Origin of the sequence: Okeania sp. SIO2C9 (assembly GCF_010672455.1) — a bacterium.
In the GTDB taxonomy this organism is placed as follows: domain Bacteria; phylum Cyanobacteriota; class Cyanobacteriia; order Cyanobacteriales; family Microcoleaceae; genus Okeania.
In genome coordinates, this window is the sequence record NZ_JAAHGO010000041.1 from 29,390 (window position 1) to 55,167 (window position 25,778).

At 37.8% G+C, this 25,778-nt stretch carries 15 protein-coding genes; 7 read left to right on the forward strand and 8 right to left on the reverse strand.

Annotated elements, in window-relative coordinates; genetic code table 11:
- Nucleotides 1–752 precede the first annotated feature (752 nt).
- Entirely contained in the window at nt 753–1,220 is a 468-nt protein-coding gene (locus F6K23_RS25725; RefSeq protein ID WP_367267817.1) for an ion channel, read from the reverse strand.
- Nucleotides 1,221–1,302: 82 nt separating this feature from the next.
- Between F6K23_RS25725 and F6K23_RS25730 the strand changes: the two genes are divergently transcribed.
- Together F6K23_RS25730 and F6K23_RS25735 are read left to right on the forward strand one after the other, a co-directional pair.
- On the forward strand, nt 1,303–1,488 hold the full coding sequence (locus F6K23_RS25730; RefSeq protein ID WP_293161092.1) for a hypothetical protein: 186 nt from the start codon (nt 1,303–1,305) through the stop codon (nt 1,486–1,488).
- 386 nt (nt 1,489–1,874) lie between these two features.
- Entirely contained in the window at nt 1,875–2,375 is a 501-nt protein-coding gene (locus F6K23_RS25735; RefSeq protein WP_293161094.1) for a GAF domain-containing protein, read from the forward strand.
- A gap of 1,137 nt (nt 2,376–3,512) precedes the next feature.
- Here F6K23_RS25735 and F6K23_RS25740 read toward each other — a convergent pair.
- The 3 genes from F6K23_RS25740 to grxC all read right to left on the reverse strand — a co-directional run bounded on the left by F6K23_RS25740 (nt 3,513) and on the right by grxC (nt 6,225).
- Nucleotides 3,513–4,637: a Gfo/Idh/MocA family protein gene (locus F6K23_RS25740; protein ID WP_293161096.1), complete on the reverse strand. Its 1,125-nt coding sequence runs from the start codon at nt 4,635–4,637 to the stop codon at nt 3,513–3,515.
- Nucleotides 4,638–4,846: 209 nt separating this feature from the next.
- A complete protein-coding gene (gene gshB, locus F6K23_RS25745; protein WP_293161098.1) occupies nt 4,847–5,836 on the reverse strand; it encodes a glutathione synthase in 990 nt (329 codons plus the stop codon).
- 128 nt (nt 5,837–5,964) lie between these two features.
- The gene (gene grxC / locus F6K23_RS25750) at nt 5,965–6,225 is read right to left on the reverse strand and encodes a glutaredoxin 3 (RefSeq protein WP_293161100.1); all 261 of its coding nucleotides are present in this window, start codon (nt 6,223–6,225) and stop codon (nt 5,965–5,967) included.
- Between the two features lie 305 nt (nt 6,226–6,530).
- Here grxC and F6K23_RS25755 point away from each other — a divergent pair, with 305 nt between their 5' ends.
- On the forward strand, nt 6,531–8,078 hold the full coding sequence (locus F6K23_RS25755; protein WP_293161102.1) for a hypothetical protein: 1,548 nt from the start codon (nt 6,531–6,533) through the stop codon (nt 8,076–8,078).
- Nucleotides 8,079–8,360: 282 nt separating this feature from the next.
- Here the strand turns inward: F6K23_RS25755 and hflX are convergent, their stop codons facing one another.
- From hflX to F6K23_RS25770, 3 genes are all read right to left on the reverse strand, one after another.
- Complete coding sequence (gene hflX, locus F6K23_RS25760; RefSeq protein WP_293161104.1) at nt 8,361–10,082, reverse strand: GTPase HflX; 1,722 nt, start codon at nt 10,080–10,082, stop codon at nt 8,361–8,363.
- 919 nt (nt 10,083–11,001) lie between these two features.
- Nucleotides 11,002–11,334 (reverse strand): hypothetical protein, encoded by a 333-nt coding sequence (locus tag F6K23_RS25765; protein WP_293161106.1) that lies wholly within the window; start codon nt 11,332–11,334, stop codon nt 11,002–11,004.
- A gap of 105 nt (nt 11,335–11,439) precedes the next feature.
- Entirely contained in the window at nt 11,440–12,660 is a 1,221-nt protein-coding gene (locus F6K23_RS25770) for a HEAT repeat domain-containing protein (protein WP_293161108.1), read from the reverse strand.
- Nucleotides 12,661–13,758: 1,098 nt separating this feature from the next.
- Between F6K23_RS25770 and F6K23_RS25775 the strand changes: the two genes are divergently transcribed.
- Nucleotides 13,759–15,726 (forward strand): WD40 repeat domain-containing serine/threonine-protein kinase, encoded by a 1,968-nt coding sequence (locus F6K23_RS25775; protein WP_293161110.1) that lies wholly within the window; start codon nt 13,759–13,761, stop codon nt 15,724–15,726.
- A gap of 857 nt (nt 15,727–16,583) precedes the next feature.
- Here F6K23_RS25775 and F6K23_RS25780 read toward each other — a convergent pair.
- Nucleotides 16,584–19,100 (reverse strand): hypothetical protein, encoded by a 2,517-nt coding sequence (locus tag F6K23_RS25780; RefSeq protein WP_293161111.1) that lies wholly within the window; start codon nt 19,098–19,100, stop codon nt 16,584–16,586.
- 2,057 nt (nt 19,101–21,157) lie between these two features.
- Between F6K23_RS25780 and F6K23_RS25785 the strand changes: the two genes are divergently transcribed.
- The 3 genes from F6K23_RS25785 to F6K23_RS25795 all read left to right on the forward strand — a co-directional run bounded on the left by F6K23_RS25785 (nt 21,158) and on the right by F6K23_RS25795 (nt 25,402).
- Complete coding sequence (locus F6K23_RS25785) at nt 21,158–22,222, forward strand: DUF1702 family protein (protein ID WP_293161112.1); 1,065 nt, start codon at nt 21,158–21,160, stop codon at nt 22,220–22,222.
- A 367-nt stretch (nt 22,223–22,589) separates the two neighbouring features.
- Entirely contained in the window at nt 22,590–24,536 is a 1,947-nt protein-coding gene (locus F6K23_RS25790) for a CRTAC1 family protein (RefSeq protein WP_293161113.1), read from the forward strand.
- 59 nt (nt 24,537–24,595) lie between these two features.
- Nucleotides 24,596–25,402: a PEP-CTERM sorting domain-containing protein gene (locus F6K23_RS25795; protein WP_293161115.1), complete on the forward strand. Its 807-nt coding sequence runs from the start codon at nt 24,596–24,598 to the stop codon at nt 25,400–25,402.
- Nucleotides 25,403–25,778: the final 376 nt, after the last annotated feature.

A 25,778-nucleotide genomic window follows, 5' to 3' on the forward strand; every position in this document is an offset into this window, starting at 1 on the left:
AATCTAGGTGATCGCTAAAATATCTAGTCCGAACACTTCTAGTTTTTTACCTTCTCAAATGTCCCTAAAAACAGTTAATTTTATACTTTATTTACCTACTCTAAAATTACAACTACTTTAAATTTTATTGCTGGATACTTAAGTTCATTTCTTAAATAATTTGATAATAATTCATGTTTTATTCGCCAAATTTGTAATAGTATAATTTTTTTGACTACTTATTAAATACTGACAATATTGTATGTAATCAAAGTTCATCTCAAAAGCCTTCATCAAACCTTTTTAATTATACACTGTAATGCTTGATAATATAGATAAACTTGACTCAATTTTTTCAGTATATGATTTGTATTTTTGAGGGAGTTTGTCAGGAGTAGGTGATTTGCTCGTCTTCAAAAAGTCTTGCCATGGCACAATTAACCCATAGCACAAGCGGAGGTATAATTAACTTAAAAGTTGTTGCAATGCTGATACAGAAATAGTTTCAGACTAGGTTAGACTATCTGACTATTCTCCCTCGGCAAGTTTTCGGCCCGCTTTTTTTAGTCTAAACTCCAGTGAGAACGAACCAATTTTAAATCGCAGAATCGTCTTCAACAATTAATAATGAATAATGAATAATGAATAATTACCTCTCCATGAATTGAAGAGGATTGACAAATTCATGAAAATTTTTTTCACAGGAGTCCATTGGATATGGCGAGGAGACCTCGCCATCCCATCCTAGGTCATGCTGCGCAAACGACCGCTTATTATCCCCTTAAAAGGGGAGGCGCATACCCACAATTTTTCGGTAAAGAATGTCCTTCAGCAGAAATCTCTTTATTAATGGATAAAGTTACTCTCACTTGAGTTTCTACTATCCAATTTTGGCGTTGATTGGCAATACGAAACATAAGAGTCCGAATACCATTGTAGGGAGAAATAACTGCTACCTTACTGAAAAGCACCCGCGCAGTTGGCACAGAAAAACGGGCAAACATTAGTCTTGTAATCATTGCCATGGCAATTAGACCAATAAAAACTTCTATAGTTACTAAAATATGGGTATAAGTATTTGTCGGGTACATCGCGCCATAACTAATAGTGGCCATGGTTTGTACGCTGAAAGAAAAAGCATCACTAAAAGAACCAGGTTGAGCATTAGCAATTCCATTACTACTGGCTAAATATAAAAATCTAAATCTAGTATTAATTATTAAATAAAAACCAATAATTATTACCGAAGAATTAAGGTTTAAAGCCTATCCTTAGCTGCGCCGCGAGCTGTCGCTCTACAAGGAGAAACAGGAAAAAAAATTCATGATTAGTCAATCCTCTTCTTTTCCAGGAGAGGTAATTATATCATGTCCGGTAGCATCGGTATTGTATAGAGAAGGTAAGGAAGAAGGAAGAAGGAAGAAGGAAGAAGCTTTAAGAGAAGGAAAAACCTTATATGGCGCTAGATATTTCCCCAACTTTATACACAAACGATACCAACGGACATGATATTATTAATAATTAATTGTTAATTGTTGAAACATAGCTTTTGTCAAGAAATTTGTATTCACTAATTGTAAAGATAACTCCACTCAAAGCGAGTCATTCCTAAAATTATAAAGTCTACATAACCGATTTTTATTACAAAATTTTTTTGAGGTTTTAGTTTAATATTTTTCATTTTAATTACCGAATAATAGTGCGGATGAAAATTATAAAATTATCTGACAAATAACCATGGCAAAAAAAATTGAAATTAGTCAAACTAAGTTCTGAGTATAAAATAAAGATGACCGATGTGCCAGTCAAAATTTCCAACTGATATAAGTTTGAAAAATTATAAGTTAACTTATACAGAGGATGGCTAATAGTAACAATGTAATAATCGCCCTAATATGTCTCATACTGACCCAGATTTAGAAAAACTAACAAAACGTCTTGCTCAAAATGTAGCTCGAAACACTTTTATCCAAGAAACTCTTGATAATATTAGAGGCTATATTAAATCAGAAAGAGTTGTATTATATTATTTTTATCGTGAGTGGAAAGGACAGGTAACATTTGAGTCTTTGAGTGATGGGGAACTATCAATTTATGGTTCAACAGGAGCTGATGAATGTTTTAATGATGAATATGCTGCTATGTATCAAGAGGGAAGAGTCCGAGCGATCGAAGATATTGAATTAGAAGCAATACATCCTTGCCATCGAGATTTTCTCCGTAGTATAAGGGTTAAAGCTAATTTAGTAGTGCCTGTTCTTAATTCTAGGAGGTTATGGGGGTTGCTAGTTGCTCATCAATGTCAGGATGCACGCTCCTGGTCAAAGTCAGATATAGAAATTATGCAAAAGGCAGCAGTCATTTTGGCAACTGCACCAGCTATTAGAGATAGCTAATATTAAGGGAATAGGGAATAGGGAACAGAAAGAAATATTTGAATATTTATGGATAAGAATTAATTTTATTTTGGATTTTTACCAGATGTCTATTATACCAATTTGAACAAAGAATATTACGAGTAATAAGTTGGATTAAAATATTTTACAGGAGATGTCTCTTTGACAAAGCGGTGCGACCCCGCGATGACCTTAGCTTTAGCTCCTCTGGAAGAGGGTAGTGCCGCTACGCGGAAGTTAAAAGTCAAAATTCATGCATCGAGTGCTAATTGGCGAGGTGTCCTACGGGGCGCCTACTGTGCGGAAGTAATTCCGCACACAGCCCCTCCAGAATGTAAGACGCATATCTGACAGTCAATCATTTTTGATTTGTAATTGTTTTGGGATTTTGTAACTGGTCAGTTATTTCCGCCATCCTGCACTAGTCGCAAGCGGTCAGAACCCGCGGGGTGCGACATACGCAAGCTGTCGGAACCCGGCGAGGTCTCCTTGCCATGGGAATACCGAGCAAGAGAGGGAATGCTGACCAAGAGAAAAAGAGAATTTCCGACCTAAAAACCAATACGGTTCAGATAAGACCAAAACTTATAAAGTATAGAACTATTAGATGAGGTTTTCAGGAGACAGAACTGCAAAAAAAAATCCTTAACTGAACCGTATTGACCTAAAAACTGGTATTTAAGTCATTCATTCTGACTCGGTCTTCCTGAACTATGACTCCTAATAAAGAGTCTAGTCATTTGTAGAAAACATTTATCAAATTGGTATTAGTTAACAGTTAATATTTTTAACAGCTTTGTTTCAGACTTCCACGTTTATCTTAAAAAGATAATTGATGAAATTAAAAATGGTATTAAACTTATTCATTAGAGTTGTTGGGAAATAAAAATTCAAAAGCCTCAAAAGCTTACTATATAAGATTTTCAGGATTGGAGGCTTAAAAAACACTATAAACGTTCACTAATAAGGGTTTTAGCCATTTTTTTAGCTTAATTCCCAACAACTCTATTATGACTCCTGACTCTTGTACGTCGCCAATCCAACAGCTCCCCTACCTGACTTCTAAGAAATACCCTAGCTATTTTTAGCAAATATCTATCAATGTGCTATTATGGTATTTTTATCATCTAAATTCAGTTAAAAGCTACTACTATTTTCCAGTAATGTATCTAAATCTGGCACATTTACCCAAGTACCTGTCATATTAGATTCATGGGTTAAATCCATTAATAACTGAGAATAAACACCTTCTCTCAGAGATGGAACTACAGATTTTCCGACCTCTATTGCTTTTACCCAATTATCAACTACTCGAATAAAAGGTGCAATTCTACCATCAGGATAAATTTGAGGAAATTCTAATCTGTCAGGAACTTTTATTTCTACTAAAGTCTCCCCATTTTGAGAACCCCAAACTTTGAACCCATGTACATAATCTTTTTGATTATCGCTACCTATAATTAGTGTACCTTTACTACCATAAACTTCTACCCAATGACCACGTCCTTGATAAGTGACAGAACTAATACAAATTTGACAGGGAGTACCGTCCGCCAAATCTAGCATAATATTACAAGTATCATCTGCATCTACTGGTTTTAACTTGTTATCCTCTGTGGGGTCAGGACGAGTTTTAATTGAAGTATTCAGTTGTCCCCAAAGTTTTTTCGTAGGTCCAAATAACCAGTTAATATAATCAAAAGAATGAGAAGCGATCGCTCCTAATGCACCGCCACCTTTATCTTTTTGAGCATACCAATTCCAAGGACGATTTGGGTTAGCACGACTTGATGCTAACCAGTCAATTTTTATTAGGCGTTTATCTCCTACATATCCATCGGCTAAAATTTCTGCAAATAGTTGCCAAGCAGGAACATAACGAAATTCAAAATCCATAGTTGCTACACATTTATTAGTAGTAGCGATATGATATAATTTTTGCGCTTCTTCTACTTTTAAAGTTGTGGGCTTTTCTAACAATAAATGTTTTCCTGCTTCTAATACTTGCTTTGCCATTTCATAGTGTATAAATGGTGGAGTTGAAATCGTTACAGCAGTAACTTCAGGTAGGGAAATAATTTCCTCTATAGTATTACAACCATGAGGTATATTATGGCTTAATGCAATTGATTTAGCTTTTTCTAAATCAGGGTTATAGACAGCTAATACTTGAGTTTTGTGATGTGCTTGTAAACCTGGTATATGTACTTTTTGACCAAATCCTGTACCAATAACTGCTACGCCAATAGTTTGATTGTTCATTGTTTATAAGAAGTAAGAAGGAAGAAGTAAGAAGGAAGAAGGTAAATTTTTAGTAAGTAGGTAGGTTTCATTAATGGATAATTGATAATGGATAATTACCTCTCCCTCAAAATACAAATCCAGATAAATTCAAATACAGGAATTACAAATTATTACTTTTGACTTTTGACTGTCTTGAGTGTGTCTTACATTCTGAGGAGACCTCAGAATTACACACTCGCTTTTGACTTTTGACTTTTAACTTCATCAATTATCCATTCTATTACTTGTTTACCCAAATTAACATTATCAAGCAAATCAATTTCTCTAATTCCTGTCGGACTGGTAACATTAACTTCTGTAAGATAACCACCAATTACATCTATACCTACAAAATATAAACCATCTGCTATTAATTTAGGTGCTAAATACTCACAAATTTCATATTCCCTTTCTGTAATTTTTGTCTGAGCAACCCTACCTCCCACTGCCATATTTCCTCTAAATTCTTTGCCAGTAGGAATTCTATTTACCGCTCCAATAGGTTTACCATTCAACATAATAATTCGCTTATCTCCTTCTTTTGCTGCTGGTAAATAACTCTGAACCATTACAGGTTCTTGACCTTGTTTTGTACTAATTTCTATTAGAGAATTAAAATTTCTATCCGTAGGTTCTAAGAATAAAATTCCCTCCCCAGCTTTTCCACCTAAAGGTTTTAAAACTGCTGCTCCTTGTGCCTCTAAAAATTCTCTAATTACCTGTTTATCTTGACTAACAATTGTCTGCGGAATTACTTTTGTAAATTGCAAGGCATACATTTTTTCATTAGCAGTACGTAATCCTTGAGGAGAATTTATTACTAAGGTTTTTTCTGGATTAATATAGTCTAGAAGATAAGTAGCATAAAGATAAGGAATTGTTACTGGTGGATCTTGCCGCATAAATACAGCATCCATCGATTCTAATGGTTCCAGCATAGTTTTTCCTAGATCGTACCAAGGATTACTTGCCACCCAATGATTTTCTATCCTTTCAATTGGGGTCAAATGTACCTGCTTAATTGTTGCCCAGGTTTTACTATCAATAATAGTTAGTTGATTAACTTCCGTTATCCAAACTTCGTGACCAAGTTCTTGAGCAGCTTCCATTAGTGCCACGCTACTATCGTGAACTGGGTTAAGTCTATCTATGGGGTCTATGATGAATGCAAATTTCATCTTTTTTTTGTTAATTAATTCAAAATATTTTTACTCATTAAGTAGGGGAAAATAATCATCTTAAAATTAAGAAGTACCCCTAAAAAATCATAAATTTCCGTAGAGTTTTTGTATTACCAAAGTTGATACTAAACTCTTAGAAGTTGGTCTAGTTTTCCTTCAGCTTCTAGTCCGTATAGCTCATCACAACCGCCGATATGTTGGTCATTGATAAAGATTTGGGGCAAAGAACGACGGCCATTTGCTCTCACAGCCATCTTTTCCCGTTCTACATCATCGCCATCTATTGCATATTCCTGATAGTTTACTTGCTTTTTATCTAAAAGGGCTTTAGCACGAATACAAAATGGACAACTTGACCAAGTGTAAATTTCTACGTTAATAGACATATAATTCTTGAACTGCGATATTTATTAATTAATCTTAATATTAACTCGTTGTTTGGGAATATTTTTAGATTTTAGATATTTTTTAGGGTAAAGAAAACGGTCGTTTTCTTTACATAATTCTGGCCGAAAAGTTCAGCTTTGCTAGTCCGGGGCTTAACTCAATTACCACCGACTACAATTATGTTACAAATATTAATATTTGATTTTTTTGCGTAAACTTTTAATATACGGAGTGATTAATAGTAGAGGCAACGCAAAGATGCTACACCCTCAGCTTAAACAATTAACGAAGTTCATAAGTCTAAATGAGTATAAAGATAAAAATTGTTCCTGGAAAAATCACACCAAATCAAGAGTATATAGTAGAAGTTCCCAAGAGTTGGAATGATAAATCCGTAGATTATGAGTTAACGACTGCCAAGTTAGATTTTTCGGATCGCCAGGATTCATCTGGTGTATGGCAGGCAAAAAATGGAAAAATTACTGTTTCTCCTCCTGAAGGTGGTTTCCGCGTAGGCATTTGTATGGTGCGTTTGAAACAGAATAAATCTGAGTGGAGCAATTATGATGTATTAGTGGTTGATAATTTACCGACTGCGCCACCCGTTCAATATACGGCTCAAAAAATTAGCCTTCCCCCTCTGGGTTCGTATATGCTCTTTAAAAACTACAATGCTCAAGGCAATTTCATTGGCTACACAAGAATTGATATTGAGACAGATCCCTCTAGTTTAGGTGGATATACTATGAGGTTTACCAAAACCAGGAGTTGTGCTTACTGGAATGCAGGTTTTCCAAGCCAATTACGCTGGTATCTCAAAGAAGAAGATACCCCTCAAGGAAAGCTTCTGCTAGCTCTTGGTGGCACGAGTTACGGAGTTAAAGAAGGTGGATCGCTAAACAAGACAGCTCAACAAATTAAGGTCACCTATTCACGAACAGGATTGGAAGATGCTGCTACTCAAGGAATGCTTGGTGGTTTTTCCACAGAAAAATTTGCAACAGACTATTATTTAAAAGATGAAGATATGGCAGCACATTACTCTTTACTGCCACCAGACCGAAAAATACCGGCGAATTTATCTTCAACACCACTAACGATTTTTGAACTCCTATTCGGACATCCTCTTCCTGAGAATGGTGGTTATAATGAATCTGGTATGGATATTTGGCACTTGGAAGCTCTCAAGTCTGTGGTTTCTGGTTCCGCCATCACGATGCGTTATATTGAGTATGCTGCAAGAAAACTTTTGTCAGTACCCAACTGGAGTGTGACAGAAGATTGGACATGGAGAGCTGACGGTTTATTAAGTCAGATTACTCAATATGTCAATGTAGAACGAAAATGTTGGGAAACTCCTTACTCATGCACTGCGGATCGACCTCTAATAAAAAAAGAACATCTATCCTGTAGTAATAGTCAACCCCTAGTCAGAGCAGAGTTGTTTGACTGGTACATTCCCGATCGAGAACCTCTCTTGCTACGCTTGAGATCGGCGTTCGATCCAACTAATCGCAGTAATCTCACTATCAAAAACGGAGAAGAGTATGACTTGTTCGTTAAAAAGTCGGATGGAAGACCCTATAGTGGATTTCTAGAAGTTAAAACAAGTTCAGGTTCTCAACTTTTATGGCGAGATAAAGATAATCATCCAATTTATGTAAGCAATGGTTTAGTTACAGTTGGACCAGCTGCTTATGGAAATTTACCTAACTTTAGTTTAACATTTGCAGTCAGACCATATCTAACCTGTTCTTCTCTCAATTCTGCCTATCCTGTGGATTTGGAGAACCTTTACTCTAATAAGTCTTTGGCAGCATTTTCAAATCTGGTTACATTGAATATAAGGTAGTGCAGAGAAATTGTACATACAATTTTGAGCAAAAGTTATATCAAATCTGTTGACTTCGGAGTAATAGACTTGTCGCTTAATAAGGTAAACTATAGATTAGTGTTTTAAAGATCAGAAGGAAAAATGCTGGACATCCGATCATCATGCAATGGGTAGGGGCGAATGGCCATTCGCCCCTACCGTAGGGAAAAAAATTGGTGGAATTAGAAAATATAAAAAATTTGACAACTCATCAACCTGTAGGAAAGTTCCATGGAACTTCCCTACATTATGGGTAGTTGACTACGAAGCAATAACATAATCAATAAGTTGCGCAAGTCGTTGACGCAAAGTTTCCAAACCTAGAGCTTTAGCAGCAGAAATAAATACTGCCATCGGATATTCTTCGTGAGCAAATCTTAAAGTATCTCCATCTACTTCATCGATCTTGTTAAAAGCAACTAAAGCAGGTCCTGGAGTTTCTGGCATTTCCGCCAAAATAGTCATCACAGAACGTATTTGACTTTGCCACGCAGGGTGAGACAGATCGACAACATGAAGTAAAGCATCTGCTTCTGTCACCTCTTCGAGAGTTGCCCGAAAAGCATCAATTAGGGTCGGTGGAAGTTCGTGAATAAATCCTACTGTGTCGGTGATCACAATCGGAATTCGCTTACCCGTAACTGCATCAGGAATAATTAGACGACGAGAGGTAGGGTCTAGAGTTGCAAACAATTGGTCTGCAGCATAAACCTCTGATTTAGTAAGTGTATTCAGTAATGTAGACTTACCAGCATTAGTGTATCCAACTATTGCCACCGTTGGTACTTCTTGACTTTGACGATGTTGACGTAGACGGGAGCGGTGTGCTTGTAACTGATTTACTTCTTTCTGCAACCGAGATATTCGAGCATTAATTGCCCGACGTTCTGTTTCTAACTTAGTTTCACCAGGTCCTCTAGTACCAATACCACCACCAAGACGAGACATTGCCTCACCTCGACCAGTAAGACGTGGGATAGTATATTCCAGTTGAGCAAGTTCGACCTGTAATTTTCCGGCACGAGACTGAGCGCGTTGGGCAAAAATATCGAGAATAACTTCAGTACGGTCTACTACTCTCACACCAACTTTAGTTTCTAGGTTACGAACTTGAGCAGGAGAAAGGTCGCGGTCAAATACAACTAAATTAGCTCCTACAGTTTGAACAGTCAGAGCAATTTCTTGGACTTTACCCTCTCCCACCACAGTTTGAGGATGGGGTTGCGATCGCTTCTGTTGCATTGTCTTTAATACCAGACCTCCAGCAGTATTAACAAGTCTAGCTAATTCTGCTAACCCATCTTCAAATTCCCTATCCTTCATTTTGTCTGTTTTTAGCCCCACCAACAGAACTTTATCTTGGTCAGAATCAACTTCTTGAGCAATAAATTCTCTTTGAAATTCTGCTTCTAATCCATCAATCAATTCAATAAAGTCTTGTTTGGCAAGCATATCCAGACTCAGAGGGGGTGATACAGTCCAAAACGGTAATTCTTGGATATTAGTATCTGTCCGGTCTGTTTGAGTGGGTAACAAGTGAGCTAAATAAGCTTGTTTAATGTAACCAGTAGCTCCACCCCCCTTGCGTTTAAATCCTTCACCTGTGAGGGTAAGCACCACCAGAGCATCAAGTCGTTGAATCACCATTGCAGTCAGAGCAGCTTCTGAAGGCACTTCTGGTTTCAGGTTAGTAGCGATGCAACGAATACCACTAAGGCGACTTGCACCGTAACGGGGTAATTCTAGAGGAGGAATTTGGGTTTGGCGGGGTGTGCCAATTCCTACCCGGATAATTTTTCCTCTACGATTGACATAAACACAGACTGGTTGGCCAACTTCTTTGCTGATTGAGGCGACTCTTTGGGCAAATTCTGAGGTAGTTAGGCAATCGCTTGGTAATCGCTGATGGTACAACCGTTGCAGTTGTTTGAGTTGGCTAGATTTTAGACCTTGAAGATTTCCGTAGATGGTTTCGATAGGCATTCCTAGCCACAAAAATGTGGCCCCTCTCTAATACTACATTTCTTTAGGATTATAAATATTCTATTATAACCCTAATTTTTGAGTTCAACACAGTCCACTTGATACATTACTTCTGTACAATTTTTTTTTGTGGAAACATAAATAAATAGGGTTTGCTGAATAAGTCTGATGTTGACTACTCTCCGGAGGTCAGTCACGGGGAAACAAGCGCAGATACTACGCAACAGGATAAATCCGTGTTGCTCCGTCTGTTCTTAGCTGAAATACACTCTCTGGGGACAAGTCAAAGTGCCCCTACACAGTCGGCTTAAATTTAACCTTAGCTTTCTGCTTACTTTTGTGATTATATTTGCAGCTCCATTACAGTCTGCATTAATTAACCAATTATTACTACTTCTATACAAACCACGCTGTCTTGATGCAGTCGCTCATGGGGGAAACCCCCTTTGGCGGCGCTGCATCGCTTTATTCTTTTCGGTGACGGTTTCCAATCATTGGGTTTCTCACCATAAATAGGCAGATCGTCACCATCTAAAAATGTAGGGGCGAATGGCCATTCGCCCCTACAAGTATAACTTTCTTGGTGTTTCTATAAAAATAATTCCATACTCTTCACATAATTGAGCTATTCTCTGTTTAAGTCTAGCTGTCGGAATTGGTACAAATTCTGAATTACTTTTCTTTCCTAATTTGATTTCATTTTTTTGACCTTTATTCCAACCAAAAACAATTGTACCAATATAATTTTCGTGCGCAATGATTAATCACTATTCTGGCTGCTTTATTAATTCCATCACGGATTTGACGGTTGCGAATTTCAGTAATGGCAGCTAATTTATTTGACCAAAATCCAGTCGGTTAATTTTCTTTAATAGTTGATACCTGTTTGTTGTACCAACGATTCATTGATTTGAGATGTTTACCATCTACTACCCGTGCTCGTACCTACATTCGATACACAGGTCAACCAATTATTGACACCATGGTCTATCCCTAATACATTGCCTTGATTTAATTGAGGTTTAACTACTTCTTCTTTTTCATAGACAAATTCTTGGGTAAAGCATCTATTTCTCGGTTTTTCTAAATTTTGTTTAGCAGGGGAGTGGGGGAGTGGGGAAGAAGCAAACATAAGAATAATTAACATTAAATTAGCTGAAATTAGCAAAAAAGTGATTTTGCTTGCGCTGATTAATTGACAACTGAAGTCTTGCCAAAGTATAGCAATAATGCATGGGAGTTGGTATGACACTTTCTGCGAGCTAAAAATGCTAAAACTTTTACCTGTTAATGCTTTAAGAGTTAATCAACAAGCCCTAATTATTAATTATTAATTGTTAATTATTAATTGTTAAACTTACCTTGGACGAATTCTATTTAACTGCTCTAAAGCCCATTTTGCTGTTTTTTCAACTTCCGGATCTGGGTCATATTCTGCTTGTTGCAATAAACTAGTTGTTTGAATGATTAACTCATAAATTCGAGTTAAATCTCGGATAGCATTTTTTCTTACTTCTGCATTGTCATTTTGTATTGACATAGCTAAAGCTCTATTCATTGGTTTTAATGTTTTAGTTCCTATTTCTGCGAGAGTAGCTAAAATTAAACTTTGCTGTTTAGAATCAGAATCTATCAGTAAATTAACTAATGGTTGAACAGCTCTAGAGTCTCCTCTTTGACCTAATTCCCATATAGCATGATGCCGTTTTTTCGGGTCAAAATTTTGTAGCTCACTAATTAATTCTTCAACAAGATTAACTTCAGGTAAAGGATAGTTATTTGGCAGAGTAATATCTTCAGAGTATTCAACTTTAGAATTTTCGTTATTTGCTTGTGATAAATTCACTTTAGTTTCTGGTCGCTCATAGTGATTATTTTCTTCACTCTCAATTGTAGAAAAATTTTCAGCTTTAATATCTAAATTATGATTATGGGATTGTAAACTATGTTTTGAAATTTCTACAGAAGTATTTTCTCCAGATTCTTGTAATGAGGGGACAAAAGAATCTAAAGAATCGTTTTTATTGGCCAAAGAAGAGTTTTTTGGGAATCTAGGCCATCTAGAGGGGAGCAGTTCGGAATCGTTAGCCTTTACATCTAAATCAGTTGAAGTTGTTTCTGGTATTTGATCTTGAGATTGTAAGTCTTCTGGAGCTGAGTCTTTAGGCTGATGATCGTCAAAAAGTTTAAGTAAGATAAATACTGCTGTACCAGTGACAAGAACTGATGTTATGCTTAAAATAAATAGTGCTTTTCGTCCTCCTAGAGCCTTGAGTATGACACGAATAGCTTTCGGAACTTTTGAGTTCGAGGATTTCGATTCTTTTTGATTGTTATTTTGAGATTTATTGGCCTCTGAATCAGTATCTTGAGCAATATGCAGAGGAAATGAAGATTTGGCTACTGATACTGGATAATTAATTTGATTGGTTGATTGTAAATTTTCTGCCTCTGTAAAGCTACGATTATTTAATTCTCCTGTACTGTAATCATCTACGATAGCTCTACTCGGGGTCGCAGAAGAGTACAGGAAAGTCAACGACGTAATGATAAAAAAGATGGATTTGTAATGGGCCATGATGTTCTCTTAGGAGTTTTCAGAGGCAACTTTTACAGAATAGGTAAATAAGTAACTATAGTTTAGTTCGATCATAGCTGGTGTTAGTTAAGGATTGTCAAATTATTTAAACTTTAGCTACAAAACTACTATTTTACAAATATTATTTTACGTGTAGCATAATGTAGAATGCACTGAAGTGAAACTAACGATTCAAAAAGACTATACTACGATACTATAATAATTTTGAGTTATATCATGTCCGGTTGAACAGTTATAGATTTAGGAGTCAGAAGTCAGGAGTCAGGAGTCAGGAGTCAGGAGTAGAAGGAGGGAAGAGGAGAAGGAGAAGAAAGTTTTTTTGATCACTAATTATCCAGATATGATATTAATTCCCAAAGTGGCTGATTGCTTAGGTTAAGTATGATTTTAATTAGAAGTTAGACTATAAGTTGGCTATTTAGTTTCTGAGTTGCCACTGAATATGTGACAAAAAATTGATGTAACTCGGCAAAACATTTTGATTACCCAATAAATATTTTATATACATACGAAATATAACGTAGACAAATATTATAGTTAGATAAGTTTAAAGTCTGATCAGCTATTTAAGCTTTAAAAAATTTATCTCTTTATTTTGGTCATTCCCTAAATTATTGTACATTTAAATTGTGAATTATATAGCAATAGACAGGTAGGTGAGGACATAGACTCATAATGCTCCGAATCAGGGGAAATATTTTTCCCACTCTTATCTCACAGGAGTGCGCGTTCCCTCTCTTGGTCAGGATTCCCATGGCGAGGAGACCTTGCCGGGTTCCTACCCCTTGTGTCTTGCCTCTTACAGAGGAGCTAAAGCTTTTTCCTACGGAATTCTGTGCAAACATTTTGCGGAGCAAAACGCCGACGCGGGGTTGCACCACTGTTCCCTGCTATAGATATTAACTTTAAAAAGAGTAATAGTAGCTGGAAATATCTTATTTGTTATTTTTACTATTCTCAAAATAAGTGTATATTAGCTTAACAGAGAATATAAAATCTAAATGCGTCTTAGCTTAATCATTAAGCTTCACTCGATTTTCAAACACCAAAAAAGCTCTACTAAATTAGACAGCTATTATGAGCTACTGTATTAATCCTAATTGCTTCTCCCCAGAAAATCAGAATAATCCTTTATATTGTGCAGCTTGTGGCTCGAAGTTATTAATTGAAGGACAATATCAAGCTGTCAAAAAACTTAGGGTTCTTGACTGGGGAACTATTTATGAAGTTAAAAGAGAAGAAACCACAGAAATTCTCAAAGTATTGCATATAAATAGTCCTGAATCTATCTCTCAATTTCAACAACAAGCCAAGATATTAGCACAACTGAATCATCCTGGAGTTCCTCAAGTAAAACCTGGTAGTTATTTTACATTTATACCGAGAAACAGTAATCAAAAATTACACTGTTTAGCTATAGAAAAAGTTTCTGGAGAAAATCTACAAACTTGGTTACAAAAAAACAATTTACCAATTAATCAAGAATTAGCTGTTGAATGGTTAAATCAATTCATAGAAATTTTAAGCTTATTACACGAAAAACAATTTTTCTATCAAAATATTCAACCTAGTAATATTATTCTCCGTCCCAATGGGCAATTAACATTAACTAATTTTTCTCTAGAGCTACAGTCTGTACAATCTGATTTTGTGGCTCTCGGATATATGTTTATTTACTTGTTAACTGGTCAGCCTGCATCTACATTTTTAAATTCTGATACTAAGACCTTAAATTGGCGAGATAAAGTTTCTCAAATATCCCCAAAATTAGTAGATTTTATTGATAATTTAATTTCACAACAATATCCTGAAAATCATCAGACTCTTCTACATAAGTTGAGCAAGATAAAAGATGATTTATCTCCATCTTTGATGCCAAAAAAATATCATCCATTAAAAAGCAAATTATTATTAGGTAGTGCAATTTTATTTCTAGGACTGGGTATCACTCAAATTATTAGTTATTTGCCCAAGCAATTTAATACCGATTTACTGCTTTCAGAACAGTCAAACGAAATCCCATCTGACAATCTAGAGAATTTTTTCTATGAAAATAAAGGCAAATTTTTAGTAGGTGGAATAATTTTTATCCTCGCTATAGGAGGTAGTCATTTTGTTGGTTATTTTCGGATTCATCCCAAATATTTAAAATTAAGTTTGCCGAATGGAGTGTCTTTAGAAGAAACTTTTAATACAGATTCAGAAAGAGTTTATTCTGTAGTTATTAGTCAAGACGGTCAAATTTTAGCCTGTGGTAACGGTAATGGTACTATTCAAGTTTGGAATTTAGAAACAAGAGAAGAATTAGGTATAATTGAAGGCCATACTAGTGACGTAGTAGCGATCGCTCTCAGCCAAGATGGAAATATATTAGCTAGTGGTAGTTATGATGGGACGATAAAAATTTGGGATTTAGCAACAGAAGCAGAACTAACTTTGCAAAGTCATTTTATGCGAGTTACTTCTATTGCTATTAGTCCTGATGGAGAAAAATTAGTGAGTGGTAGTAGCGATGATTCCATCAAAATTTGGCATATACCTACAGGTAAAATGCTACATACTTTTCGTGGTCATTCTGACAGTATTTATGCAGTTGATATTAGTCCGAATGGGAAAATATTAGTCACAGGAAGTCACAATAATATTAAAACTTGGAATCTGGAAACTGGAACAGAAATTTACACATTAGTCGGTCATCATGGCAGAATTTTATCTGTGAATGTCAGTCCTGATGGAGAGAAAATAGCCAGTGGTAGTAGCGATAAAAATATTAAAATTTGGCAGCTAGAAACAGGAAAACTTTTACGCACTTTAAGCGCTCATATTAATGATGTTAATTCTGTAGTTATTAGTGCAGATAGTCAAACTTTAGTTAGTGCAAGTAGCGACCATAATATCAAAATTTGGCATCTAGAAACAGGCAAACTTTTACGCACTATAAAAGGGCATTCTCGATGGGTTAGTTCCGTTGCATTTAGTCCTGATGGAGGAATTTTAGCTAGTGGTAGTTTCGATCAAACTGTTAAACTTTGGAAATTGGGATAAGAAGTCAAAAGTCAAAAGTTAAAAGTTAAAAGTCAAAAGTTAAAAGTAAGATTTTATCTCAACGTTGGTTGAATACTTATAAATAACGATTAAGGAGTCAGGAGTCTAGAGTTTATAATTCTATAGAACCCATTTGATATCTATATAATTATGGTAGTCAAGTCTTTTCGTGCATCAATTTTGAGGAAAAATCACCTGAAGGAGTGTTGAATTTTTTGTATTATTTCTCCCCACATCTTCCCTCCTGTCTCCTGACTCCTAGCTAAAAAAAACTTAATATTTATGAAGATACCAAATGGGTTCTATAAATTACTTCAATATTTAGGGTTTGCTGAATAAGTCTTTTGGTAAGGGGAGGAGTCAGGAGGAACGGGGAATTTAGAGGAGGTAGTCGGATATATTTAGGGCTTGCTGATTAATTATCAAAGTATTGACTGCTATTCGTTTGAGCGTTTTTGGGTTTAAAAAAGTACCAGCTTTTCGGTGGAAAAAGCTCATGCATGCGAGTATTTTAGGATGATTATGGCAGAAAAATTGAAGGAAAATTTTTCCGACTACCTCTTCTAAATTTCCATTTCTCCTGTCTTCCCCTCCAGGGAGGGGGAGGGGCGAGGGGTGGGTTGTCTCCAGTATAGCTGTCTCCTACCCTCACCCATAAGACTTTTTCAGCAAACCCTATTTATCCCTTGATTTTTTTGGCGATAGCTAGCCCAAAATCCTAACTTTTTGGTTGCTCAAGCTGAAAAAGTTACACTTTTTTTCGCTCCTTAAAGGCTAAAACCTTTATCTGCAAATGCTTTTAGATTTAATCAGCAAGCCCTATTTAATCTCCCCTACTCCCTCACTCCCCCACTTCCCTATTCTCTTTCAGACAATACTAATTCAACCTCTGTAGCAATCTTTTTCGCTTTTTTCAGATACTTGTGAGCTAGTTGTTGTTGTTCAGGATGAACTTGTAAAATAGTCAGACCCAGATAATAGTAATTATAGGCTCGCATAGAGTAAAATTCAGTTTCTTGCAGTAACTCTTCTAAATGCCTATATTTTGCCAGAGCTTCCGAATATTTACCTTGAGTATAAAGCCAATTAGCATAACATTTTAGTGGATGAGCTATTGACCATTTTTCACCTTGATTTACAGATAAATCCAAAGCTTTTTCATAATATTCTTGTGCTATTTGTATTTGCTTTTTGGCAGAGTAATAAATTGCAAACTCTAAAGCCAATAAACATTGTTGATTATTATCTTCTGGCTCCAGCATTTTTTGAGCTAAATCTAAAATATTCTTAGCCACTTCAAAAGATTTCATTGCATTAAAACATCTAGCAATATTCCAGAGAATATTAAACTTTTTAATCCGGTCTTCTCGCTCATTCTGATTATATTTTTGAAAAAAATTTTGAACTTCAGCTATTTGGTCATTCGTGGGATTAAATAGTAATCCAAATAGCTTTTTCATTTCCCCTTTCAACTCTTGAGTAATGCCACCAAGTTTGGCATAAATTGCTGCAGCAAAAAAATGACGCAAAGCTTTCCTTGGTCTATCTTTTTCCAGATAAACTGCTCCTAAACCATAAAAAGCTATGGCTTGCCAATAGTTTTTACCAGACTTGGAGGCAATTTTATTAGCTTGTTGACAAGCCACTTCAGCCTTGTGTAAATTTCCTAGATAACGATAAGCTTTACCTGCTATTGAATAAGCAGACATCCGAGCAAAACGAATTTTTTCGTCTGACTCATCTTTTTCTCTAGTAATAGCAATAATTTGTTCACTAATATTCAGTGCTTTGCTATTTTTGCCCACTTCTGAATAAATTGTTCCTAGAGGAATAAGAAGAAATGCTCTTTGTATTCCAGATAAGCGATCGATAATTTTTTCGCTGCTAATAATAAACCGCGACATATTATTCCAAAGGTTAGCTGTGCCACGAAGATTTTCAATTTTTTCTGCTGCTAAAATTTTATATAATAAAACATTACAACATTCCTCAAAATCTCCAATAGTTGCTAAATGCTCAACAGCTTCAAAAGCATATTTCTGAGTTATTTCCGACTCAACTTTATCGACTTCGAGATAAAATTCGGCAGCTGCACGGTTTGCTAACAACCACTCCTGACACTCTTCCTTACCTGTTTCTACTTCCTCCAACTTACCCACAATATTATCCCTAATTTCCCCCTTCAACCTTTCTCTAGCTTTAGCCTGCATTACCGGATGCAGGTAATAGCCATCCTCACACCACTCAATTAAAGCGCGATCGCGTAAAGCTTTGATAACCCTTTCTCGACGGGATATTGGCACATCCCACAATAAACATAAAATTGCTGCTTTGGGTAAAGTAGGAATTTCTTGATAGCGGTAACAACCTAAACGAAAAAGGAGTCGAGCAGCTCTGGGACGATCGTCCTGGAGTTTGTCAAACTGCCCTTCAATCAAGTTTTCTAAGGTCGGAACGACAAGCAAGTCGTGGCGATTTTCTTGCCAATAAGCCTGTAAATTCCCCTCAAAGTCGAGACGTATGGCATTAGCCAGAATACACATTGCTTCCGCATTACCACCGTAAGCACAGTGCATTTCCTTTAAAGCAGCAGTATCTATCTCAACCTGGTGACGGCAAAAAAACTCTTGCCAAGCGGTCTCACTCAACCCTGCCAAACGATAAATTTCCACTATAACAGCAGGTTCAAATAATTGTTCGCGACTGGTGAGCAGAGTGACAGAGTTTAAATTTGGACTACCTAGCATCCTCAATAATTCTGCGTAGCAGCGATGTTGGGGCACAAAACGACCTCTTTGCAACGCTGGTTCGAGACGATCGATAAGTATGCCAATTTTTTGTGTGCTATTTTGGAGCTGACGTCGTAACCGGTCTAAAGTAATGCCAAATTCTCTTCCCGGCTCTTCTCCAAAATAGCATTGTAACCATTCCTCTATGACCAACTCCACCGAAATGATATTTTCTTTCTCCATGGCAATATGCAATTTGATCGTCAAATCAAACCCTTGAGTCTCAAAAAAGTAGCGGGCCAAAGTAGTTTTACCTATACCCCCTTCCCCTTGAATGAGAATCAATTTAGCCCCTTCGGCGATGAGCTGGTTAAGACCATTAATGGCCTCTTCCCGGCCAACAAAATTTGAGTCTCGTACTGTAGGTCTGCTTTGTTCGACTATTTCTTGCCAATTAACATTGACAGCTTGACAAATATCTTGAAAAGTTTTTTGTTTAATGGCTTCTCTGCGCCAAAACCTTCTTAAGGTTGCTTCAGAGGTATAAGCAGCCTTTAGCCATTGAGGAGCAGCTTTTGTCCAGTTTTTCTGTTTTCTAGCCTGCTCCACTATTTTTAGTCCCTGTGGAGATGCTCTGAGGGCCATAATGTTTATTTTTAAATTGGTATTAACGTTTAAATCGGACTTTTCAGGATCTTTTATGAAATGGACTTTTATTTTATAGATAAGATTTTTTCAAAACACCCCAAATGAGTTCAAGTATTGTTTCAACTTGGCCAGATAATTATTTTGTCTATACTACTTTAAATTTAAAGTTTTGCTCAGTTGTGCAGTGGAATTGTACAAAAAATTAACAATTTGAATAGGTAAGTGAACAGAAAAGTGAACAGAAAAGTGAGCGATCGCTGCGGGATAGGTTCTGTATTCTTAAGAATATAAGTAGATAAACGCAAGGAATGCAGCCAAGATTCTCGGTTTTCGTGAAACCGTAATTGAGGATAGCCTCAAAGTTTTTGCCCATCTACTTAGGACTTACGCAGTCGCTCCTACCTAACAGTGTCTATGCTATTGAACTGTGTAAGTCCTGTTCAAGCAAAATCCTTAAAAACGAGAGCAACATGAAAAACTATTTTTTATCTAGCTTTTTAGGAATCTCAGCATTGAGTGGAACCATTACTTGCATAGTATTTGGCTATATGCTCAAAGCCTCAGCTATAACAATTACTAAAAATTTTATGTTTGAATCGGATGTGTAAATAATATCAAATCCGGTTAAACATTTATAGAATGGTTAAGTCAGGAGGAGTCAACACCCCTAGCCCCTCCCCCTCCCTGGAGGGGGAGGACCGAGTCAGATTAAATCCGGTAGCATCGGTGTTATTCAGTATTAAAGAACTGTAGGGGCGAATGGCCATTCGCCCTTACACATTGTATGACGATCAACAGAATTATATTACTCCGAAGCCAACGGATTTGATATCAGGAGGAGAGAGAATTGCAAAGATGAGCGTAGTTATGACGATTGGAGATTTTTTTTATGTCCAATAAAACGGATTTGATATAACTGATGTTACCGAATAATTAAGGTTTAAAGCCTCTCCTTGGCTGCGCCGCGAGCTGTCGCTCTACAAGGAGAAACAGCGGTCGATATTCGTAGCTTCCCCGTTGGGTGGGATGGCTCCGAAACCTGCGCCATATCCATGAGACCAAGAGAAGAAAAATTTTTCATAATTAGTCAATCCTATCCGTTTTCACTCTTGAGGTAATTATTAATTATTAATTGTTGAAGAACTCTATATCTGAAACCTTATCTTCTGAAAATTTATAAAGGTGAAATAAAAATGAATCAATATATTTTCCTGAAGACAGCCAGTATTACATTTTTCCTGCTTCATAAAACTGATATAAAACGTCACATAGCGTGATATTTTAATGTTTACTTCCTGCTTCCACTGAGACCGTCGGCAGCTACTCATCCACAGGCATTGACGGTCAAGCCGACCGCATTTGTTAAATTTATACTGGCGTTTAAATCTCTATCCATTGATCAGCCACATTCAGGGCAATCATAAGTTCTCAGATTTATCTGACAAAGACAGAGACTCTTTAACCTGACCACAGTTAGAGCAAGTTTTAGAGCTAGGAAACCATCTATCAAAAACGATTAAATGATCATATTCTCTATATTACCTTAAATTGACAGTTTTGCTCAGTTGTGCAGTGGAATTGTACAAAAAATTAACAATTTGAATAGGTAAGTGAGCAGAAAAGTGAACAGAAAAGTGAGCGATCGCTGCGGAATTACTGTGCAATTATAAAACTGAAGGCCATAATTTTTATCTTTGAATTCATATTAATATTTCAATCGGATTTTTCAGAAGCCTTGATGAAATCGGTTTTTATTTATAGACAATATTTTTTCAAAGCACCCCAGAATAGTTCAAGTCTTGGTCCAACTTTGCCAGATAATCTTGTCCATAGTACTTGAAATTGAAAATTTTGCTCAGTTGTGCAGTGGAATTGAATAAAAAGTGAACAATTTGAATCAGTAAATGAACGGATAGCTGAACAAAAAGGTGAGCGATCGCTGCGAGATAAATTCTGTATTATGAATAATATCTTGAATTTTGAAACTTAATCTCACTATAAAAAATTAGCTTAAAACTTTTTGTATAAGTTTTATCACCTAGGAGATTGTTTATATGACCCAGATTTTAGCTAAACCTAACCTAGATAAGCACACAAAACAAAGTCTTTACTCCGCAACCTCCCCAAAGTCCCCGCCTTTACAACTCTGGGTGAAGTTACGCCAGCGCTTACTAGGAATTTCCACCGCAGAAGCAACTGTTGCCCGACGGGGGTTTAAAACGAATAGTCCTCGTATTCAACAGCGATTAGAAACCATCGGCAAAACTTTTTTGCAGGGCTACCATGCAGCCATTAGCGATGCCAGACTAGAATCCCTAATTCCTCACCTCAACACCGTAGAAGCCGAGTGGCGAGGCTTTGCTTATGAAGGCGCAGGGATGGGACTTGCCTTACTTGATGGGCTGACCCCTTGGAAACGAAACCGCTTGCAGCAGTTCTTGGCAGATGCTGGAGGTGAGCATATTTATATGGTGTATGTAGGAATAGGATGGGCTTTAGCTCGCCTTCCTTGGGGCATCAATAGATATCTCAAAGACATGGGGGAGAAAAATCAATTCCCCGATCCCTTACTTGGTTGGCTGGCGCTAGATGGCTACGGTTTTCACCAAGGATATTTTTACTGGCGTCAATATGTCGAGGGAATAGCAATTCCCAAAAAACTATCTGGTTATGCCTATAGTGCCTTTGATCAAGGTTTGGGTAGGAGTCTCTGGTTCGTTTATGGGGCAGATATTAACCTCATTACCCAAGCTATCCAAAATTTCTCTATCAACAGGCAGGCAGATTTGTGGAGTGGAGTTGGGTTGGCCTGCACCTACGCAGGTGGTGTAAGCAAGGAAGTAGTACAATACCTATCCACGGCAGCAGGAACTTATTTACCCCAAGTATGTCAGGGAGCAGCCTTTGCTGCCAAGGCGCGTCTGAGAGCTGAAAACCTTGCGACTCATACAGAGATGGCTTGTCAAATTTTGTGTGGTATTAGTGCTGAGGCAGCAGCTGAGATTACCGACAAGGCTTTAGAAAATTTGCCCTATAACCAAAGAAAACCAGCTTATGAAATCTGGCGACAACGAATTCAAGCTCACTTTGCAATAGAAGAATTAATTGTTAATTATTAATAATAAATTCTTACCTCTCCTGGAAAACGGATTATAATTGACTAAGTAATAAAATTTTTTTCTTCTCTTGGTCGATTGGATATGGCGAGGAGACCCGAAGAGTGACAGAGCCGCTTTCCTAGCGGAATGCTATCGCCAACCCTAACGCTATCCCACCCTACGGGAAGCTCCGAAGAGAGAACTCCGTTCCGCGGTCGCGTTTCGCGTCAGCGTTGCGTTACGCCAGTTTTGCGAAGCAAAAGCAAACGACCGCTTGTTTCTCCTTGAAAGGAGAGGCTTTAAACCTTAATTATTCGGTAACAGCATGATAGGATTAGTTCATTTTATGCGAGATCAGAGCAAGAGACTGATCGCGATTGTCCTGATTATGGGTTTATTCTGGTTTACCCGCCTTCCAGCTTTATCAGTTAGTGAAAGGGCAGCGATCGCCTCCAGATTTAATTTCACTCCCTTCCCTTTGCCAGAATTAGCTGGAGGAACTCCCAAATATTTACGTTCAGTTCATCCTAGTTTAGAACGTCATTCAGCTTGGATTTCTGCAGTAGGAGCTTCTATTGCCCTGAATGACCTTGATGGCGATCGCTTGTCTAACGATGCTTGTTATGTAGACACACGGACAGATAGAGCGATCGTTTCCCCAGTACCAGGGACGGGAGAGCGTTATCAACCCTTTGAATTAAAGCCGACAAATCTTCCCTACGATGCTTCAACTATGGCACCAATGGGCTGTCTTCCTGGAGATTTGAATGAAGATGGGTTGATGGATCTTCTCGTTTATTACTGGGGAAGAACTCCGGTGGCATTTTTGCGTCAAAGAAGTGAGACGGTGGGTGACAATACAATAGATTCTGGTAACTCAGTCTACACACTTAACTATCTTCCTCAAGAAATAATCCCAAATCTCAAATCTCAAACTCCAAATCAACCCGAACGTTGGTATACTAATGCTGCTACCTTTTCTGACTTGGATGGCGACGGACACAACGATCTGATTATTGGGAACTACTTCCAGGATGGGGCAGAAATTATCAACCCCAATGGCACTGGTACTGAAGAAATGCAGCATTCTATGACTCGTGCTTATAACGGCGGGAAGAATCGTATTCTCCTGTGGGCAGGGGCAACGAAATCAACCGTCCATTTCCAAGAAGCTGAAGGAGTTTTAGACAATAATGTTGCCCATGGTTGGACACTGGCAGTGGGAACAGCAGATTTAGATGGAGATCTTCTGCCGGAAATCTACTTATCTAATGATTTTGGTCCCGATCGACTGTTACACAATCTTTCTCAACCAGGAAAACCAAAGTTTGCACTTTTGGAAGGTCAGAAGGGTTTAACTACCCCTAATTCTAAAGTGTTAGGACATGATGGCTTTAAAGGTATGGGAATTGATTTCGGCGATATTAATCAAGATGGTTTACTCGATCTCTATGTGAGTAATATTGCTAATGAATATGCTTTGGAAGAAAGTCATTTTCTCTTTGTCAGTACAGGAGAATTGGATAAGATGAATCGAGGTATTGCTCCATATATTGACCGCAGCGAACCTTTAGGTTTATCTCGTAGTGGCTGGGGTTGGGATACCAAATTTGGCGATTTTGATAATGATGGAGTCCTAGAAGCATTACAGGCGACAGGATTTAGGAAAGGGAAGATCGATCGTTGGCCAGAGTTACAGGAATTAGCGATCGCTAATGATGAAGTGCTGAAATCTCCTGGTAGTTGGTTTCACTTTCAATCTGGAGATGATTTAAGTGGACATCAGCATAATCCTTTCTATGTCAGTGATTCTAATGGTCGCTATTACGATATTGCTAAGGAATTAGGTTTAGATAATCCTTTTGTAACTCGTGGTATTGCTACAGCGGACGTAGATGGAGATGGAGATTTAGATTTTGCAGTAGCTAATCAGTGGGAAGATTCCTATTTCTATCGTAATGACAGTCCTGAACCAGGAGCATTTTTGGGGCTGAAACTATGGCAAACCTCAACTATTTCTCAATCAATCGAAAATCAATCATCTAAAATCAGCAAGAATTTAGTTTTTCCCGCCATCGGGGCAACCGCTACGGTTCATCTCCCCGACGGGCGTCAGTTAGTTGCCCAAGTAGACGGTGGGAATGGGCATTCGGGGGCGAGGAGTCCTGAACTGCACTTCGGTTTAGGTCAAATACAGGATGAAACCCCCTTACCAGTGGACTTGCAGTGGCGCGATACAGAAGGGCAAGTCCACCGAGAAAGTTTGTTGTTGTTACCTGGTGAGCATCAAGTTCTGCTAGGTGAGGCGGCAAAACCTCTTTCTGGCTTGAGCTAGGAAGAAAAAAAGCTCCTCACAGGAGCTTGATCAAATCAAATTTACAGGAGTATTATCAGGTGAATATTTTTAAATCATCAAGATTCGTAACTCGTAGTCTAATTGGAGCTTTGGGATTAAGTGCGATCGCTCTTTTTGGTGTCGTAGCTCCTGCAGCAGCAGAAGCAGATTGTGGCCCCGGGGAGGGTTGGGTTGATAATTGTGAGGCTGGAACCGATCATTTTTCAAACAGTTGGATCAATATTCACTTGTGGTGGGATATTCCCGCACTGGAGGGAATAGTTGGCGATCTGCCCGATGATTTCTCAATGGAAGACTGGATTATGGTCAAAGGTCCTGTATGGGTAGAGCGAGAAGCAGGGGAAAATAATATGATCGAAACTACTCTATCTCATACACTCTCTGGAAATCATGACTTTTTCGGGCCACTTACTCTGGAGACAACAGGAACGGGTGTAATTACAGAAATAGAGCCTGGTCTGGCCGATAGCTCCTTTGAAGTTGATTTCACACTTAATGGTATGTTCGGAGGCAAGACCACGATAATAGCAGATCGTCTATTGAGAGGTGTATCTCCAGATGCTTCCAGTGTACTTCCAGGAGTTATTCCTAACCCTTCTAACCCCACAGGATGCCCTAGTACTGATTCAGTCAATGCTGCAGTTATCTATTGTAATACCGATCCAAGCGATCTATTTTATTTTGGCGCTGATGGAATTTTCGGAACTGAAGATGACGTTGTGGTAGCTACTATACATAGTGAAGAACACATAATTCATATTCCTGAACCTTCCATGGTACTAGCATCTATTTTCGGACTCGGTGGAATGTTGGGATTGAAGAGAAAGAAAGAATCTGACAGCTAAGTCAATAGCTAAAGTTCTGTAGGTTTGGTTAAGCAACAAACGCAACCCAAGATCCTAATCCTTAGCAATGTTGGGTTTCCTTGGGTCAATCCAACCTACTTCTACTACGGTTCGCTTCCCCGACGAGCGTTATTGAGTAGCGCAGGTAAGCCATAAGAATGAGCATTTGGGGGCAGGGAGTCCTGAATTGCACTTCGGTTTAGGTCAAATACCGGAGGAAACCCCCCTTACCAGTGGACTTGCCGTGGCGCGATACAGAAGGGCAAGTCTATCTGTGAAAGTTTGTTGTTACCTGGTTTGTATCAAGTGCTGCTAGGTGATGCAGCAAGACCTCTTTCTGGCTTGAGCTAGGAAGAAAAAAGCTCCTCACAGGAGC